The sequence below is a fragment of the Neobacillus sp. Fa239 genome (assembly GCF_055395235.1).
The window spans coordinates 821,903-836,245 of record NZ_AP041611.1; the positions used below are offsets into that span (position 1 = coordinate 821,903).

The 14,343-nt window shown below is 38.1% G+C and carries 13 protein-coding genes; all 13 read left to right on the forward strand.

The window, feature by feature from the left end; translation table 11 throughout:
* Nucleotides 1-226 precede the first annotated feature (226 nt).
* On the forward strand, nucleotides 227-1,639 hold the full coding sequence (locus ACZ5XR_RS03895) for a SpoVR family protein (RefSeq protein ID WP_464500375.1): 1,413 nt from the start codon (nucleotides 227-229) through the stop codon (nucleotides 1,637-1,639).
* 283 nt (nucleotides 1,640-1,922) lie between these two features.
* Nucleotides 1,923-2,387 (forward strand): Lrp/AsnC family transcriptional regulator, encoded by a 465-nt coding sequence (locus ACZ5XR_RS03900; protein ID WP_464500376.1) that lies wholly within the window; start codon nucleotides 1,923-1,925, stop codon nucleotides 2,385-2,387.
* Between the two features lie 254 nt (nucleotides 2,388-2,641).
* Nucleotides 2,642-3,733 carry a M42 family metallopeptidase gene (locus tag ACZ5XR_RS03905; RefSeq protein ID WP_464500377.1) on the forward strand — a complete coding sequence of 364 codons (1,092 nt, stop codon included), beginning with the start codon at nucleotides 2,642-2,644 and terminating at the stop codon, nucleotides 3,731-3,733.
* A complete protein-coding gene (locus ACZ5XR_RS03910) occupies nucleotides 3,714-5,258 on the forward strand; it encodes a glutathione ABC transporter substrate-binding protein (protein ID WP_464500378.1) in 1,545 nt (514 codons plus the stop codon). Before ACZ5XR_RS03905 ends, ACZ5XR_RS03910 begins: the two co-directional genes overlap by 20 nt.
* 88 nt (nucleotides 5,259-5,346) lie before the next feature.
* Nucleotides 5,347-6,273: a nickel ABC transporter permease gene (nikB, locus tag ACZ5XR_RS03915; protein ID WP_464500379.1), complete on the forward strand. Its 927-nt coding sequence runs from the start codon at nucleotides 5,347-5,349 to the stop codon at nucleotides 6,271-6,273.
* Between the two features lie 11 nt (nucleotides 6,274-6,284).
* Entirely contained in the window at nucleotides 6,285-7,184 is a 900-nt protein-coding gene (locus ACZ5XR_RS03920) for an ABC transporter permease (RefSeq protein WP_464500380.1), read from the forward strand.
* Between the two features lie 16 nt (nucleotides 7,185-7,200).
* Complete coding sequence (locus tag ACZ5XR_RS03925) at nucleotides 7,201-8,214, forward strand: ABC transporter ATP-binding protein (RefSeq protein WP_464500381.1); 1,014 nt, start codon at nucleotides 7,201-7,203, stop codon at nucleotides 8,212-8,214.
* Complete coding sequence (locus ACZ5XR_RS03930; protein WP_464500382.1) at nucleotides 8,189-9,166, forward strand: ABC transporter ATP-binding protein; 978 nt, start codon at nucleotides 8,189-8,191, stop codon at nucleotides 9,164-9,166. The genes ACZ5XR_RS03925 and ACZ5XR_RS03930 overlap by 26 nt, the downstream gene beginning before the upstream one ends.
* Nucleotides 9,167-9,185: 19 nt before the next feature.
* Entirely contained in the window at nucleotides 9,186-10,061 is an 876-nt protein-coding gene (locus ACZ5XR_RS03935) for a DUF1028 domain-containing protein (RefSeq protein WP_464500383.1), read from the forward strand.
* A 207-nt stretch (nucleotides 10,062-10,268) separates the two neighbouring features.
* Nucleotides 10,269-11,027, forward strand: coding sequence for an N-acyl homoserine lactonase family protein (locus ACZ5XR_RS03940; RefSeq protein WP_464500384.1), 759 nt, complete (start codon nucleotides 10,269-10,271; stop codon nucleotides 11,025-11,027).
* A gap of 57 nt (nucleotides 11,028-11,084) precedes the next feature.
* The gene (locus ACZ5XR_RS03945) at nucleotides 11,085-12,326 is read left to right on the forward strand and encodes a cysteine desulfurase-like protein (RefSeq protein WP_464500385.1); all 1,242 of its coding nucleotides are present in this window, start codon (nucleotides 11,085-11,087) and stop codon (nucleotides 12,324-12,326) included.
* A gap of 261 nt (nucleotides 12,327-12,587) precedes the next feature.
* Nucleotides 12,588-13,520: a proline iminopeptidase-family hydrolase gene (locus ACZ5XR_RS03950; RefSeq protein WP_464500386.1), complete on the forward strand. Its 933-nt coding sequence runs from the start codon at nucleotides 12,588-12,590 to the stop codon at nucleotides 13,518-13,520.
* Nucleotides 13,521-13,554: 34 nt separating this feature from the next.
* Complete coding sequence (locus ACZ5XR_RS03955) at nucleotides 13,555-14,340, forward strand: SDR family NAD(P)-dependent oxidoreductase (protein WP_464500387.1); 786 nt, start codon at nucleotides 13,555-13,557, stop codon at nucleotides 14,338-14,340.
* Nucleotides 14,341-14,343 lie beyond the last annotated feature (3 nt).

Below are 14,343 nucleotides of genomic sequence, written 5' to 3' on the forward strand. Positions count from 1 at the left end.
ATAACAAGGCTGCTTACGGACAAAATCGACTTGGAAAAACCAATAGACTTTCCGTAACAAGGCTTCATACGGACAAAACCGAAAGGAGAAAAAGCAAAAGTGTCCGTTAAAAGCCCCTGTAAGGACCGACCGTATTGAGAGAAAAGTATATGCTTTAAAATATCTTGTTTCATCATTCCCATTTTTTCTTCATACATTGTGGTAAGAAGGAAAAGGGGGAATGCTGATGAATGGGGAAGATCGCCGCTCACTTGAATATGCCATCAGTGAAATCACTGAGATCGCAAGCGGCTTTGGCTTAGATTTTTATCCGATGCGTTATGAAATTTGTCCTGCGGAAATTATTTATACCTTTGGAGCTTATGGTATGCCGACCCGTTTTTCACATTGGAGCTTTGGGAAGCAATTCCACAAAATGAAGCTCCATTATGATTTAGGGCTCAGTAAGATTTACGAATTGGTCATCAATTCAAATCCATGTTATGCCTTTTTGTTAGATTCGAATACCCTTATTCAAAATAAACTGATTGTGGCTCACGTGCTTGCCCACTGTGATTTCTTTAAAAACAATGTGCGGTTTCAAAACACGAAGCGGGATATGGTCGAGAGTATGGCGGCCACTGCAGAGAGAATCCGCCAATATGAAATTCAATATGGAAAAAAAGAAGTGGAAACGTTCTTGGATGCTGTATTAGCCATTGATGAACATATTGATCCGTCGCTCATGAGACCAAAGCTGGCTTGGTCCATCGAGGACGATGATGAGGATGATGAAGAGTATCATGCTCCATCACCATATGATGATCTTTGGAAATTAGATGATACAGATAAAAAAGTAACAAATCAGCCGCGTAAAAAGAAATTCCCGCCAAGACCTGAAAAGGATCTTTTGTTATTTATCGAAACCTACAGCCGGGAGCTTGCTGACTGGCAGAGAGATATTCTAACGATGATGCGCGAGGAAATGCTCTATTTTTGGCCGCAGCTGGAAACCAAAATCATGAACGAAGGCTGGGCGTCCTACTGGCATCAGCGGATTTTACGGGAGTTGGATTTAACAAGCGGAGAGTCCATTGAATTTGCAAAACTGAATGCCGGAGTGGTTCAACCATCGAAAACCGGTATCAATCCTTATTATTTAGGGATCAAAATTTTCGAAGACATTGAAGAACGGTTTAACAATCCAACAGATGAAATGAAGCGTCGAGGGGTCGTACCGAGTTCTGGAAGAGAGAAGATGTTCGAGGTTCGGGAAGTGGAATCAGATATCTCATTCCTGCGCAACTATTTAACCAAGGATTTGGTGATGCGCGAGGATATGTATCTTTTCCAAAAGCAGGGACGGGATTATAAAATCGTTGACAAGCAATGGGAGCATGTCCGCGATCAGCTCGTCAATATGCGCGTCAATGGCGGTTTCCCTTACATTACCGTCAATGACGGGGATTTCTTGAAGAATGGTGAATTGTATTTGAAGCACTGGTATGAGGGAGTCGAGCTTGACGTGAAATACCTAGAGAAGGTTCTGCCATACATTCAGCAGCTATGGGGAAGACCGGTTCATATCGAAACCATGATTGAAGAGCGGAAAATGCTGTTTACGTATGATGGTAAAGGGGTTCATCGGAAATACCTATAATTTATTTTTCTAAGGGGGCATTTGATGTCTCCCTTTTTTGTGTGTAACCTGCAAGCAAGGTTTCGTGTCTTAGAAATAATTCCATCTGAAGATTTTGCGGGGTTATAGAAAATAGTAATTGACAGAAAATACAGTTATAAATAAACTATGTTATACTAGTACAAAATTTAAGTGTATAAATTCGTTCGTTAAATTACTAAACATAAAGAATTTAATCATTAAATAAACAATATTATGTAAAAATTCAAATAAACAATTGCCTTTAATTCGGGGAGGATATGAAGTGGTTGACCAAATAGATGGCATTGATGAGATGGATTTAAAAATATTAAGCTATTTGCAGAACGATGGAAGAACGACTTTTAAAGAAATAGCTCAAAAAGTTGGAGTTGCGGAAAGAACTATTCGACTTCGAGTATCAAATTTACGTGAGTCAGGAGTACTTTCAATTGTCGGAATTGTAAATCCTATTAAAGTTGGATTGAAATTAATTGCTGTTATCCAGATTGTTGCTGCACAAAATGAATTGGAACAATGTATCGAAAAACTGTCAGAGATGGATGAAGTCCGTTTTATTGCATTAACCTCAGGTGAATATCAGATTTTATCAGAGGTTTGTGTTCGTTCGCATGAAGAGTTAGGAGATTTTCTTGAACAAAAATTAAATAAAATATCAGGTATTCAACGAACAAATATTACAATGGAGTTAAAAATCTTAAAGAATAAATTTAATTTTGTAAGAGAATAAAAACTCAAAAAGCTGCCGGTTTATCCGGCAGTTTTTTTTTGTATAAATCGATTTATTGTCGAATAATAAATAAATTTGCAGAATATTATATAAAAATATAAATTTCAAAATATTAAAAAAATATTTGATTTTTATTTATGTTTTATGTATATTAAATCTAAATATTGTGTATTTAAAAGTAATAAATTTAAATAATATTTATTTTTAAATACAATGTTTGTTTATTTTATTACTTTAAAAGGAGGTTGTAATTTTTGGAAGAATTATTGAAAAAATTAACAGAATTACACGGACCTTGCGGTTTCGAAGACGATGTAGCTGAATTTATTGCCAATCGGTTACGAAATTCCGGTGACACCATTGAAGTAGATGGAGCTGGAAACTTAATAGTAACCAAAATAGGAAGCAAATCCGGGCCGAAGATAATAGTAGCAGCACATATGGATGAAGTTGGGTTTATCGTTAAAAAAGTAGAAGAGAATGGATTGCTTCGCTTTGAAAAATTAGGAGGCCATGACGATAGAATTCTACTTTCACAAAGGGTGCAAATAAAAACCAGAAGTGGAATGCGAAGTGGTGTAATAGGTACAATTTCAGCCCACATGATGAAATTTGATGACCCACAAAAAGTAAGGGCACACCAGCAACTATACATAGATGTTGGCGCACACTCTAAACAGGAGGTTGAATCCCTAGGAATTAGAATTGGTGATTCAGTGGTCTGGTATCCACACTTTGACAGCTTGTCTGAAAATCGGGTGGTTGGAAAATCATTTGATGATCGTGCGGGCTGCGCAGTCCTAATAAAAGCATTGGAAGAATTAGATTCAAATGACTTTAGTGGTGAAATTATAGGTATATTTACTGTGCAGGAGGAAGTAGGTTTGCGCGGTGCAAGAGTTGCTAGTCATCACCAAAATGCCGATGTAGCTCTCGCCCTTGATACTACTGCTGTTAGTGATACACCTGAAGAAATGATGGACAAAACACTCGCATTAGGTGCTGGTACGGGAATCAAGGTTATTGATTTTAGTTTAATTTCTAATAGGAAAGTTAGAGAACATCTAACTGAACTTGCTGAAGAAAACAATATTAATTTTCAAATGGAGGTGTTCCCGGGAATAGGTACGGATGCTGGTGAGTTAAGTCTTGCTCATCAAGGTATCCCAACAGGAGTGCTATCGATCCCTTCCAGATATGCACATTCTTCCATTGAAGTATTAGACTTAAATGATTTACAAGCAACAAAGGATCTCTTAATAGCTTTTATAAAAAATATGAAATATTCCAATGATTATAAATTCACTATATTAAGGGGGAAATTTGATGAAAAAGTGGTTCTTTAAAGCCGCAGCTGTACTTTCAATTATTTCTGTATTACTTTTATCTGCTTGTAGTGGAGCTAATCAAGCTAATGGATCAGATGCTAGTGGGAGCAAGGTGTTGACAGTTGCCCAAAATGCTGATGCAGTTACACTGGACCCCCATAAAACAAACGACAGAACATCAGCAAATCCGATGAAACAAATTTATAATACCTTAGTTAATTTAACTCCAGATATGAAGGTTGTTCCAGGTCTTGCTGAGAGCTGGAAACAAATAAATACTAAAACATGGGAATTTAAACTTCGAAAAGGAGTAAAGTTCCATAATGGGGAAGAATTAAAAGCATCTGACGTAAAATTTACGTTTGACCGATTATTAGATCCAAAAACAGCTTCACCTGCAGCTTTTCTCTTAGCACCTGTTAGCGAAGTAAAAGTAATCGATGATTACACAGTTGATATCACTTCTAAGGAACCATTTGCACCGCTTGTTTATAACCTGACACACGTCGGAACCTCTATTCTAAATGAAAAAGCTGTAAAGGAAGAGGGCGACCAATATGGACAGCATCCTGTTGGTACTGGGCCATTTAAGTTTGTTAGCTGGGATAAAAATTCTAAGATTACCATGGAGAAATTTAAGGATTATTACGAAGGACCAGCAAAATTTGATAAATTGGTATTCCGTGTAATTCCGGAAAGTGCTACTGCAGTAGCAGAATTATCCACAGGCGGAATCGATGTATTGATTGACTTGCCTTCACAACAAGTTAATCAATTTAAAAACAGTAATAGGGTAAATGTTGTTGAGGACCCAAGCTTCATGGTGAAATATTTAGGATTTGATGTACGTCAAAAACCTTTTAATAACAAATTGGTAAGACAGGCCATAAATTATGCAACAAATAAAGAGGAAATCATTAAAGCAGCTTATCAAAATACAGCTGTACCGGCTGTAAGCACACTTGCACCAGGTCTTAATGGATACAATAAAGACCTTAAAGGGTATCCGTATGATCCAAAGAAAGCAAAAGAATTATTAGCTCAAGCTGGATATCCGAATGGTTTTTCATCAACCATTTATACGACTGATGCAGATATCGATACAAAACTGGGTACTATCCTCCAATCACAATTAAAGCAAGTAGGGATTAATGTAAAGATTCAAGTTATGGAAACAGGGGCTTTCATCCAAAAAACCGGTGAAGGGACCACTCCAATGTTTATAATCAGCTGGACAACCGTTACAGGTGATGCAGACAATGGAATGTATGCATTATTCCATTCTAAAAATGCAGGTGCAGCGGGTAACCGCAGTTTCTATAAAAATCCAGCAGTGGATACCTTATTAGACAAGGGCCGTACAGAGATGGATCCATCCAAACGTCCAGCCTATTATCAAGAAGCGCAAAAGATTCTTGTTGATGATGCCGTTTGGGATTTCCTAGCTGTAAGCCAAAATATTGTTGGTGTAAATAAAAGAGTAAAAGGATTTATAAATATCGGTACTGGTAATTATAATTTCTATACTTGCTCATTAAATTAATAGTTTAGTTAATTGATTGTCTTAAAGGTACCAGCTATTGCTTCGTAAATAGCTGGTACTATTATAATGATGTAAGGAGGATGCTTCGTTGGCTCGTTTTATAAGAAAGCGTTTATTAATGTTAATTCCTGTTGTACTTGGGGTATCTATTGTAGTTTTTATCCTTATGCAGTTAACTCCAGGAGATCCTGCGCAAATTATACTTGGACCACAGGCTAGTAAACATGACCTTGCAAACTTACGAAATAAAATGGGTCTGAATGATCCAATATATATTCAATATTTTCATTTTCTTTTTGGAATTCTTACCTTGAATTTTGGCACATCCATTAAGGATGGACAGCCCGTATTGCAAAGCATACTACAACACTTTCCAGCAACTATTGAGTTAACCGCTGCGGCAATGGTCATCGCACTTCTTATTGGCATCCCGGCTGGAATTATCTCCTCCACGAAACAATATTCATTTTTTGATAATGTATCAACTTTAGGTGGACTTGTAGGGTTTTCCATGCCAAATTATTGGTTAAGTATGATGCTTATTTTACTCTTTGCCGTTCAACTTGGATGGCTTCCAGTATCAGGTTATGGTGGACTGGCATTTTTAGTCTTACCTGCTATATCACTTGGAACACAGACAGCTGCTGTCTTTCTCCGTTTTACTCGTTCGAGCATGCTGGAGGTATTGCGCTCAGACTATATTAGGACTGCACGTGCAAAAGGATTGACAGAACGAAAAGTGATATATTTACATGCTTTTCGAAACGCACTAATTCCCATTATTACGGTTATAGGGCTTCAAGTTGGAGTATTGCTGGAAGGGGCTATTTTAACGGAAGCCGTTTTCTCGTGGCCTGGAATTGGTCGCTTTATGATCGATGCCATTAATTCAAAAGATTTTCCTGTCGTTCAAAGCAGTGTTGTATTAATCGCTCTTTTATTTGTATTTGTTAATCTAATTGTCGATGTTTTATACGCATATGTGGACCCACGTATAAAAGCACAATTTAAATAGGAGGGGAAAAAATGGAACTGCAACAAACCAGCACAAAAACTTTTGTTATTCAAGACGCCAGACAGAAAAAAAGAAATCCATTTGCTGATACTTGGATACGTTTACGGAAAAATAAATTAGCTATTCTATCAATGGCTATTCTTGCTTTCTTTATATTAATGGCCATTTTTGCAAACTTCATTGCTCCATATCCTTATGATAAACAAAATTTAGATCAAACGTTCTCTCCTCCTAATGCATCCCATTGGTTAGGTACAGATGAATTTGGTCGCGACATATTAAGCAGGATTATTTATGGGTCCCGAATTTCCTTGGAGGTTGGATTTGTCGCCGTATTTTTCTCTGTAACACTTGGTGGAATCATTGGTGCGATTTCTGGTTATTATGGGAAAACGATTGATAATATCCTTATGAGATGTATGGATATCTTACTTGCAATCCCAGGAATTTTACTAGCAATTGCCATTGTAAACGTAATCGGCCCGGGATTAATTAACGTAATGATTGCAGTAGGTATTGCAAGTATTCCAGGTTATGCGAGGATTGTTCGAGCATCCGTGCTTACGATTCGAGAACAAGAGTTTGTGGAGTCCGCTCGTGCAATTGGAGAAAATGATCTTTCGATTATTTTTCGCTATATCTTGCCGAACTGTTTAGCCCCAATCATGGTTCAAGCCACATTAGGGGTTGCATGGGCAATTTTGTCTGCGGCTGGACTTAGCTTCCTTGGATTGGGGCTGCAACCGCCAACACCGGAATGGGGTGCGATGCTTAGTGCAGGCCGTCAATATATTACAAGTGCCTATTGGATAACTACTTTCCCAGGAATTGCCATTGTATTAGTAGTTCTTTCACTAAATATTTTCGGGGATGGATTAAGAGATGCTTTAGATCCACGGTTAAAGCAATAAAAAAGAGGTGAGACTGATGAGCGGCCATTTATTAGAAATAAAAGATTTGCATGTTCATTATACAACGGAAGGGAAAGTTGTGAAGGCAGTTAACGGTGTAAATCTAACACTTGATAAAGGGGAGACCCTGGGACTTGTTGGGGAAACAGGTGCTGGGAAAACCACTACTGCATTATCGATTATGCGGTTAATTCAGACTCCGCCGGGGAAATACACCAATGGGGAAATTGTATTTAATGGAACTAATTTATTAGAAGAAAAAGAATCAGAGATTAAGAAAATCAGAGGAAATAAAATTTCAATGATTTTTCAGGATCCTATGACCTCATTAAATCCGGTGTACACAGTGGGAGACCAAATTGCCGAAGTAATATGGACCCATGAAAAAGTCACAAAGGAGAAAGCACGTAAAAAGGCAGGGGAAATTTTAGAACTTGTAGGGATCCCTGCTGAAAGAGGTGCAGAATATCCTCATGAATTTTCTGGAGGAATGCGGCAGCGTGTTGGAATTGCCATTGCCTTAGCATGTAATCCTGAGCTGTTAATTGCTGATGAACCTACCACTGCACTGGATGTAACCATTCAAGCACAGGTTTTGGAATTAATGAAAAATTTAAAAGAAGAATTAAATACGGCAATGATGCTTATTACTCACGATTTAGGAGTAGTTGCCGAGGTATGTGATAAAGTCGCGATCATGTATGCAGGGGAAATAATAGAATATGGAACCGTAGAAGATATCTTTAATGATCCAAGTCATCCCTATACAAAAGGATTATTTGATTCTATCCCTAAGTTGGATGTGAGATATGACCGATTAAAACCTATTAAAGGGCTAATGCCGGATCCCACAGAGCTCCCGACAGGATGCGTGTTCCATCCACGTTGTCCGCATAGCAATGACCTCTGTCAGTCTCGTGTTCCCAAAACATACCAAAAAGGGGAATTTCATCATGTATCCTGCCATCTTTATAATGGATATCCACTAAAAGGGGGAAAAACAGATGAACAGCCAGTTGTTAACACCTAAAGCAATAGAGAAAAAGGAGATTTTAAAAGTGGAAAACCTTACGAAGCATTTTTCCTCAGGCAGAGAATTTGTTAAGGCTGTAGATGGGGTCTCTTTTACTATACATGAAGGGGAAACCCTAGGGCTTGTAGGAGAAAGCGGCTGTGGAAAATCTACGACTGGCAGGCTTACTTTACGGTTAATTGAACCAACTTCAGGCAGCATCCTATTTAATAATGAAGAAGTTACTAAGATGAGCAGCAGCGGAATTAAACAAATGCAAAAGAAAGCACAGATTATTTTCCAAGATCCATTTGCTTCCCTTGACCCTAGAAAAACGATTGGAGAAACGATTGCCCGGCCGCTTACCATTCATAAAATTGTTAATAGAAAAGAACGATTTGAAACAGTTCTTGGTTTAATGGAGAGAGTGGGGCTAGATCCCAAATGGGTAAATCGATATCCACACGAATTAGATGGTGGGAGACGTCAACGTGTAGGGATTGCTAGGGCTTTATCTGTTAATCCGCGCTATATTGTTTGCGATGAACCTGTATCTGCCTTAGATGTTTCAATACAAGCTCAGGTTCTAAATTTAATGCAAGATTTACAAGAGGAAATGGGGCTAACCTATTTATTCATTTCACACGATTTAAGTGTTGTAAAACATATCAGCGATAGGATCATCGTAATGTATTTAGGCAAGATAGTGGAAGTGGCAAGTTCTGATGAATTGTTTGAAAATCCACAACACCCATATACGAAGGCGCTCCTATCTGCTATCCCTGAACCTGCTTTAAACCGAAAACGTGAAAAGATTATTCTTAAAGGCGATGTTCCTAGTCCAAAAAATCCCCCTAGTGGTTGTCGATTTCATACCCGATGCCCACTTGCAACAGATTTGTGTAAAGCAGAAGAACCAATGTTTCGAATCTCTGGTGATGATCATCAAGTTGCATGCCACTATGTATAATGTCAAAGGAGAAGATTAGATGAGGAATTATATTAATAAAGATGAATTAGTTGCTACCTTTTCGATTGTTGCTGTGGATCCGGAAACTGGTGAAGTTGGGGTTGCAGTCCAATCCAAATTTCTTGCCGTTGGATCTGTAGTCCCTTGGGCTAAAGCAAATGTTGGAGCAATTGCTACTCAATCATGGGCAAATACTGCCTATGGCCCAAAAGGTTTAAAATTATTGGAAGAAGGGTTTTCTCCGGAAGAAGTTATTCAGCATTTAACCAAGAATGACCCTGGCAAAAATCTAAGGCAGGTAGCTGTTATCAGTGCAAACGGGCAGGTAAGTGCCTTCACTGGGGAAGATTGCTTTGAATGGGCTGGCCATAAGATAGGTAGGAACCATTCCTGTCAAGGGAATATCCTGGTTAATGAAGAAACCGTTACAGCTATGAGTAAAACATTTGAACAATCGGAAGGACCTTTGGCTGAACGATTGCTTGAATCTATTTCTGCTGCGCAGCATGCAGGGGGAGATAGCCGAGGGAAGCAATCTGCTGCCCTTTATGTTTTACAGGAAGGCGCAGGTTATGGAGGTTTTAATGATGTGAAAGTGGATCTTCGAGTCGATGATCATCCAGAACCAATTTTAGAATTAAAACGGCTGTATGATCTACATAAAACCAACTCTTATCAATCAAGACAAACAGTAGAAATAGAAGGAAATTTATTTAAAGAAATTAAGGGACATTTGAAAAAAATAGGATTACTCGACCATACCAACCAAGAATGGTATAAAGGCGAAGTACAAGACGCGTTGAAAAAATATGTTTTAACTGAAAATTTTGATGACCGTTGGACAGAAGAACAAGCGATTGATGTAATGGTTTTAACACATTTGAAGGCTCAATAATTATCGAAAATGTAAGATTCTAAAAAGTTGTAGACGATTTATAAATACTATAGAAGTTAAAAATAAGGAGAGAGTTCTAGGATCGTAGGGCTCTTTTTTTAGGCTAGGGGACAAATTTTGTTTTGAGTGTTTCAAAAACGGTAAATATGTACCAGGATTTTTTGAACTGGTTTTTAACAGAAAAGTTTTCATTAATAGGAGGTTTTTATGGGTATCAAGAGTTTATCATTACTACATGCCGGCTGTTGCAAGGTTGATGCATCTATTCTGGATACAACAGTTAGCCCAGGAGGACAATCTACGAATCTTCCAATTTGGGTTTATTTAATTGATACTACCGATGGACCCATTCTTATTGATACTGGAATGCCGGATTCTTGTGTTTCCGAGCCTTTGGGATTGTTTAAAGGTATGGAAAATGAAAGCTCTATTATACCTCTGATGAGGGAAGAAGATAAAGTGCTAAAAATTCTCGAGCGAAAAGGTTATCATCCTAATGATTTAGCTTGCATTATTAGTTCTCATTTACATTTTGATCACGCTGGCGGGAATGCGCTTTTTCCAAAAACTGAAATTGTAATTCAAAGCTTAGAACTTGATGCTGCAATGAACGATTCGAGTTATTTTGATATCTGTAAAAAACCTGATTTGAAATACAGAGTTATAAGTGGTGATAAAGAACTTATTCCTGGAATACATTTGATTTCAACTCCTGGTCATAGTCTTGGACATCAGTCGATCATGATTCGGACAAAGGAATCAGGGAATATCCTTTTAACTATTGACGCTGCATATACGGAAGACAATTTTGAGAAGAATGTCCCTTTTGCAGTACACAGTCAAGAGGAGGCACACTCCTCCATTTCCAAGTTAAAAGAAATAACAATAAGTGAAAAGGCAAAAGTGTTCTTTGGCCATGATACAGAACAGGAAAAAGAATGGTCAGACCAGTTAGTAATTTATTAATCATTTCCTAAATCTACTACATTATTTTATTTATTTGACAAATAAGGAGGAGTTAGTATGGGGAATTTTCCAATTGAACGAGTCCGAGAACAGTTTCCGGCTTTAAAGAGAACATATAAGGATATGCCGGCAGTGTATTTAGATGGTCCAGGGGGAACACAAGTAGTAAAGACTGCAATCGATGCCATGGCTTCATATATGTTAAATGGAGGTGCAAACCTTCACGGGCAATTTCCAACAAGTCGTGAAACAGAGGACTATATTGCAGAGGCAAGAAGTATCATATCTGATTTAGTAGGCGCACAACCTGATGAAATAGCATTTGGGCAAAACTCTACTTCATTGGCTTTTGCTATTTCTCGGGCACTTAGCAAACAATGGAGGGAAGGAGATGAAATTGTTTTAAGTGAAATGGATCACCGTGCGAATGTGGATCCTTGGTTAACGGCAGCAGAAGATAAGAATGTTTCAGTTCGCTGGCTTAAGGTTAATACAGAAACTTTAACTTTAGACCTATCAAATATTGAATCGATAATTAATGAAAAAACTACTTTTGTAGCCGTTACATTAGCATCAAATGCAGTGGGAACTATTACCGATATCGAGAAAATTGCTGCACAGGCAAAGAAAGTGGGGGCCATTCTTGCAGTGGATGCCGTTCATGCATTGCCACATTTTTCAGTTGACCGTAACCAAATTGGTGCTGATATTATCCTTTGCTCTGCATATAAGTTCTTCGGACCACACGTTGGCATTTCAATTATCCGAAAAGGGTTATTTGAAAGTCTAAATCCTTATAAATTAGAACCGGCACCTAATCAAACTCCTGACAAACTTGAGACTGGAACGCAAAATCATGAAGGAATTGTTGGAATTAAACCAGCTATTGAATTCATAGAAATGCTTGGGGATGGATTAACTCGTCGAGAACGAATCTTAAATGGTTATAAATTCATTGAAGAATATGAAAATCATTTAGCTAATCTAATAAGAAAAGGTTTGTCTTCCTTATCAGGCATAACCCTTTATCAACCATCCGAATTTATAGCCAAAACGCCAACCATTGCATTTCGAATAGAAGGGATTACGCCTGCCGAATTTTGTAAAAGACTTGCTGAGGAACATGCTATTTTTGTTGCGGATGGAAACTTTTATGCATCAACACTAGCAGAAAAATTAAACATTAATGATAAAGGCGGCTGGATCCGAGTTGGACTCGCGCCTTATAATTCAATTGAAGAAGTGGAGAAGTTCTTAGATGCAGTAAAGCAAATTGTTGAAGTTACGATAAAAAGTTAGTCTTCTAAAACGTTGCATACTCTTTTAACTATAATATTAGGATTTTTTTATAATACTATGATGAAGGTAAATAACCTTTATCTTTTTATTTATTCTGAATAGATTGATTATTTTTAAAAGAGGGATTATACCGACAACAATAAACTGTTAATGTGATTTCCAGATTTAGAATGCCAAAACTCGAAAATCTGCCAAGATTAATTAGCGAATAGGAAATGGTGTATGTCACCAAACATTGAAGAGGAAAGGTGGAAAAAGGTTATGAGTAAAAGTGCACAGTCAAAAATAGTTCCGATCAGTGGAGGATTCCATGTATGGACAAGAAGAGTAGGCGAGAGTCCAATTAAAGTTTTATTACTCCATGGGGGACCTGGTAGCACCCACGAATATTTAGAATGCTTTGAAAATGAATTGCCCCCGGAAGGTATTGAAATTTATTTCTATGACCAGCTTGGCTCCTATCATTCTGACCAACCCAATGATCCTAAGCTTTGGAATGTTGATCGATTTCGTGAAGAAGTGGAGGAAGTGCGAACCTACCTCGGTTTAGATCAGTTCTATCTCTTCGGCTCATCTTGGGGCGGATTCTTGGGGATTGAATATGCCTTAAAATATCAGTCCAATCTGAAAGGCTTAATCATTTCCAATATGACAGCAAGTATTGATTCCTACGTAAAACACATCAATGCTTTACGGGATCAATTGCCTGCAGAATTAGTAGAAAAAATGAAAGCCTATGAAGCTCTAGGAGACTATGAAAATCCTGAATACCAGGAGCTAATCCATAAACATCTAAATAAAAAGCATATTTGCCGACTTGACCCATGGCCGGCCGGAGTGGAAAGAGGGTTCTCTCATATGAATCCACTTGTATATAACACGATGCAAGGACCAAATGAATTCTTAGTTACAGGTACATTCAAGGATTGGAACCGCTGGGATGATTTAAATAAGATTCAAATCCCAACATTATTATTAGGTGGAAAATATGATACGATGGCGCCTGCCGATAAGATTGAAATGGGAAATCTAATTCCAAATTCCCGCGTTACGATTTGTGAGAATGGCAGCCATCTATCCATGTGGGATGATGCCAAAACCTACTTTGACTCTATTAAAAACTTCATTAGAGATGTGGAAGCAGGAGTGAAAATCACATCGGTCAAAGAAACGGCGGGTATTAGCGAGAATTAATCAAAACTTGGTAGTAAGAGAGGATGTAAGAATTATGCAGCTGGAAGATAAAGTGGCGATTATCACGGGGGCAGGCTCTGGGATTGGTCAAGCATCAGCCCTTCGCTTTGCAAAAGAGGGCGCAATGGTAGTTGTCGTGGATATTGATGTATCAAATGGTGAAAAGACCGTAGAATTAATTCGCTCACAAGGAGGTTCTGCTGAATTTGTTCATGTTGATGTAAGCAAGGCTGAACAAGTCCAGAGCTTAATTGATTATGTGGTGAAAAGGTATGATCGAATCGATGTATTGTTTAATAATGCCGGTATGGAAGTGTTCACCACAATTTCGGAAACGACAGAAGCGGATTTTGATCGGATGATTAACACGAATCTTAAAGGTGTTTTTCTTGGAATGAAATACGTCCTGCCGATTATGAAACAACAAAAATATGGATCTATTATTAACATGGCTTCGATTGCAGGCCTAAGTGCATGGCCGGGATTAGGTGTATATTCTGCCACAAAGGGAGGCGTTGTCCTCCTTACGAAAGCCACTGCTTCTGAATACGGACAACATAACATTCGGGTGAATTGTATTTGTCCAGGTTCGATTCGAACGCCTCTGCTTGAAGAACAATTCTTTGGTGCTATGGACGATCCTGCCGCTGCAGAAAAAGATTTATTGCGTAATTATCCTCTAAATCGGTTGGGTGAAGTGGATGAAATCGCGAGTGTAGCTGTATTCCTTGCTAGTAATCAATCAAGCTTTATAACAGGTCATGCAATGAGTGTAGATGGAGGACTATCTTCCTTTGTAGGTGATTTGGTCCAATCATAGAAA

Coding starts and splice junctions, on each gene's coding strand:
- ACZ5XR_RS03895 (WP_464500375.1), top strand. CDS start 227: ATGAATGGGGAAGATCGCCGCTCACTTGAATATGCCATCAGTGAAATC.
- ACZ5XR_RS03910 (WP_464500378.1), top strand. CDS start 3,714: ATGAAAAAGTGGTTCTTTAAAGCCGCAGCTGTACTTTCAATTATTTCT.
- ACZ5XR_RS03920 (WP_464500380.1), top strand. CDS start 6,285: ATGGAACTGCAACAAACCAGCACAAAAACTTTTGTTATTCAAGACGCC.
- ACZ5XR_RS03925 (WP_464500381.1), top strand. CDS start 7,201: ATGAGCGGCCATTTATTAGAAATAAAAGATTTGCATGTTCATTATACA.
- ACZ5XR_RS03930 (WP_464500382.1), top strand. CDS start 8,189: ATGAACAGCCAGTTGTTAACACCTAAAGCAATAGAGAAAAAGGAGATT.
- ACZ5XR_RS03935 (WP_464500383.1), top strand. CDS start 9,186: ATGAGGAATTATATTAATAAAGATGAATTAGTTGCTACCTTTTCGATT.
- ACZ5XR_RS03940 (WP_464500384.1), top strand. CDS start 10,269: ATGGGTATCAAGAGTTTATCATTACTACATGCCGGCTGTTGCAAGGTT.
- ACZ5XR_RS03945 (WP_464500385.1), top strand. CDS start 11,085: ATGGGGAATTTTCCAATTGAACGAGTCCGAGAACAGTTTCCGGCTTTA.
- ACZ5XR_RS03950 (WP_464500386.1), top strand. CDS start 12,588: ATGAGTAAAAGTGCACAGTCAAAAATAGTTCCGATCAGTGGAGGATTC.
- ACZ5XR_RS03955 (WP_464500387.1), top strand. CDS start 13,555: ATGCAGCTGGAAGATAAAGTGGCGATTATCACGGGGGCAGGCTCTGGG.